Here is a 2,722-nt window from a genome sequence, read left to right on the forward strand (position 1 = left end):
ACGCGTGAGCGAGGGACCGCCCAACCCACTCGTCTCTCCGAATTCTTAACCGATCCAGCTACCAAGAATCAGTCATCGGCTGACGTCAGTTGCAAGATCGGCTGTTCATCGTCGGCCCAAGAAACAAACAACTCGGCTTCGAGACTCGCTTGCCCCGCCAGCATCGCGATCAACTGATCCAGCTCCGCCAAGCGTTCCGAAAACATCTTCAAACTCTTCTGCTGACTTTCGAGTTGGTCCAACTGCTGATCCAAGCGAGCCTCCAAACGCCGCGCCCGTGAACTTTCGGCTCGCGAGATCGCGGCTTCCAGTTCAGCGTGCCTCAGGTCCGCCAGTTCCATCTGCCGAGTCACCACGGCCAACGTTTGCGAGACATCCTCGCGGTCCGTCCATTGCCATGGCATGGATGGATCCAACCTCGCGCCAAACCGAACTCGGACCGTCATCATCCGCGTCGTTTGGACGTCGACACGAACCACCACCGCCACCGATTCCGAATCCTGTTGGCTCAGCACCGCGATGCCGCGAACCTTGCGTGGTGACTCGTTTTCAATCGGTTCGATCCAACCGACATCGACTCCCTCGGGGACCAACAAATCCATGTTCAACCGGGCTCCTTTGGGTTCGGGCGGTGCGACCAAATCCCACTTCATCTTCCCATCTCGATCCGCCAAATCGATGGCGATCGCGTCCCCTCGCAAACTCGGCCGCAAATAAACTCGCTGTCCCCCGGCAAGCTCGACTCGTCCGTGAAGCAATGCCTTGCGATCCGCATCCAGCGCCCCCGGCAACCACTCCCACCGGGTTGCATCCTCGTTGTCATCGATCCGCAAATTGGCGACCGCGGATTGATCGGACGACCTCACAATCGAACCGCTGTCAGGCGTCCCTTCTGAGACCGAATACTCCAGTCGCTTGTCAGGAAAAACCAACCTCGCGTTTGTCCAAGAAGAGACCGGCCATGGATCACTCTCGCCCGGTTCTGACCCAGCCTCAGCAAGCGTCGGCAACGACACAAAGATCGTTTGCGAATCCGACGCCGTGGATTCCTCGGTGGATCCTGTCACCGCGTCCGAGTCCATGTCGTCCGCGCCACCATCGCTCATCACATCCGCTTCTTCGCCACCACCAAACGACGCGGGGCTGGTGCCTTCAGATGCCAACAACTCGCCGGATTTGGATTCGCCAACCTCGCCAGCATCGTCGTTTCCGGAAGGCTCCGTCGCGACCGGCGCGGGAATCAGATCGTCCAACGAGAACGCAGACGAAGTCATCCCGTTCGTCTCTTCATTTGCAGGCTGACCGGTCGATGGACGGGCGGCCGAGTTCGCTCCCACAATCTCAGCGGCACTCAACTCGATGCCACTCGGATCAACACGCGTTTCTGCAGACACATCCGACGGTGCCGTGTCCACCAGCGAGCTCAGTTCCAGCGCGGACTCCTCCGTCGTCTCCATGAACCCCGGCTCAAACACGTTTGCATTGGAGGTGGCCGGAGCCAGGTTGCCGCCGGAACCATCAGACGTTTGAGCCAACTCAGAATCGGAACTCGGCCACCAAAGAAATGCTGCGGCGAGCAAAGCCATCGCGGCGAGCACACCGATCCAGATTGGTTTGGAAGTGGCCGCTCTGTTGGAACTCGAATCAGAACTCGCGAGCTCAACCAATTCGTTCCGTTCGACAATCCCCACCAACGCATCGTCGGCTGACTCCAAGTCCATCGGATCCGTCGCGGTGGCAGTCTCCGTCGCCGGATCACTTTTCGACAAGCGGATCAGTTCCCCGTGAGCATCCACGCCGTGTGATTGCCAAAACTCATGGCCGGGCGAGCGAATCGAATCGCTCGATGAAGAGGAAGCCTGCACGGCAGGGAATGAGGTTTCCGCTGCTGCGACCAAGCGATCCCAAATGTCCTCGGGAGGTTCTCCGAGGCGTTTGATCATGTCAGCCACCGACTCCACGGGAACCGGCACCGAATCACTCTTGGACGTGGTGTTCATACGCACCGTTATAACGAACCGCAGCGTCCCCCGCCGTCCGCTCCACGCCCGTAGCCGGATTCGCCAGAATTCGGACCGCTCACCAACCCACCCCATCCGAATTCTTGGCGAACCCGGCTACTACATCCCAACCCGAACGCGTCAGCGAGGGACCACTTCAACGTAGGCCAGGTGATCACCTGGCACCCAGCCGATTCTTTGGAACAAATCGAGCCGTCCAACCACACTCGCAAGACCCAACCCGGCCCGTCCAATCACCCCGCCAGGTACAACCTGGCCTACGACGATCACCACTCAACCCGCCGCGTTAGCAAGGCCACCCCAACGTAGCCCGATCAGCGAGGGATCACGTGACATTGCAACGGGCGTGTGGGTCCCTCGCTCACGCGTCGGGTTGTGAAATCGAGTCAATCACAACCCGATGCGTCAGCGAGGGACCACTTCAACGTAGGCCAGGTTATCACCTGGCGCCCAGCCGATGCATTGGAACAAAGCGAGGCGTCCAACCACACTCGCAAGACCCAGCGACGTCCGTCCAATCACCCAGCCAGGTACAACCTGGCCTACGACGCCTCCGTCACAACCCGCCGCGTTAGCAAGGCCGCCACAGCCGTAGCCGGATTCACCAGATCTCGGACCTCTCCAACTCCACAACCCGAACGCGTGAGTTTTGAAGTTGCGCTTTTGCGTGAGGCATTGGTTTTTCATAACCCGAACGCGTC

At 59.6% G+C, this 2,722-nt stretch carries 2 protein-coding genes and 4 pseudogenes; 5 read left to right on the forward strand and 1 reads right to left on the reverse strand.

Annotated features, from left to right (window positions below):
• Positions 1 to 68 precede the first annotated feature (68 nt).
• A complete protein-coding gene (locus ACF8AM_RS07200) occupies positions 69 to 2,000 on the reverse strand; it encodes a hypothetical protein (protein ID WP_392554979.1) in 1,932 nt (643 codons plus the stop codon).
• A gap of 104 nt (positions 2,001 to 2,104) precedes the next feature.
• On the opposite strand from ACF8AM_RS07200, the pseudogene ACF8AM_RS07205 reads away from it, so the two are divergent.
• From ACF8AM_RS07205 to ACF8AM_RS07225, 5 genes and pseudogenes are all read left to right on the forward strand, one after another.
• Positions 2,105 to 2,242 (forward strand): annotated as a pseudogene (locus ACF8AM_RS07205) (DUF1589 domain-containing protein); the annotation flags it as partial.
• Positions 2,199 to 2,330 (forward strand): DUF1589 domain-containing protein, encoded by a 132-nt coding sequence (locus ACF8AM_RS07210; protein WP_392554980.1) that lies wholly within the window; start codon positions 2,199 to 2,201, stop codon positions 2,328 to 2,330. The pseudogene ACF8AM_RS07205 and the gene ACF8AM_RS07210, both read left to right, overlap by 44 nt.
• Before the next feature lie 66 nt (positions 2,331 to 2,396).
• Positions 2,397 to 2,454 (forward strand): annotated as a pseudogene (locus ACF8AM_RS07215) (hypothetical protein); the annotation flags it as partial.
• Positions 2,455 to 2,482: 28 nt separating this feature from the next.
• Positions 2,483 to 2,527 (forward strand): annotated as a pseudogene (locus ACF8AM_RS07220) (hypothetical protein); the annotation flags it as partial.
• 8 nt (positions 2,528 to 2,535) lie between these two features.
• Positions 2,536 to 2,616, forward strand: a pseudogene (locus ACF8AM_RS07225) (hypothetical protein); the annotation flags it as partial.
• Positions 2,617 to 2,722: the final 106 nt, after the last annotated feature.

The organism is Rhodopirellula sp. JB055 (assembly GCF_043100905.1).
Lineage (GTDB): Bacteria > Planctomycetota > Planctomycetia > Pirellulales > Pirellulaceae > Rhodopirellula.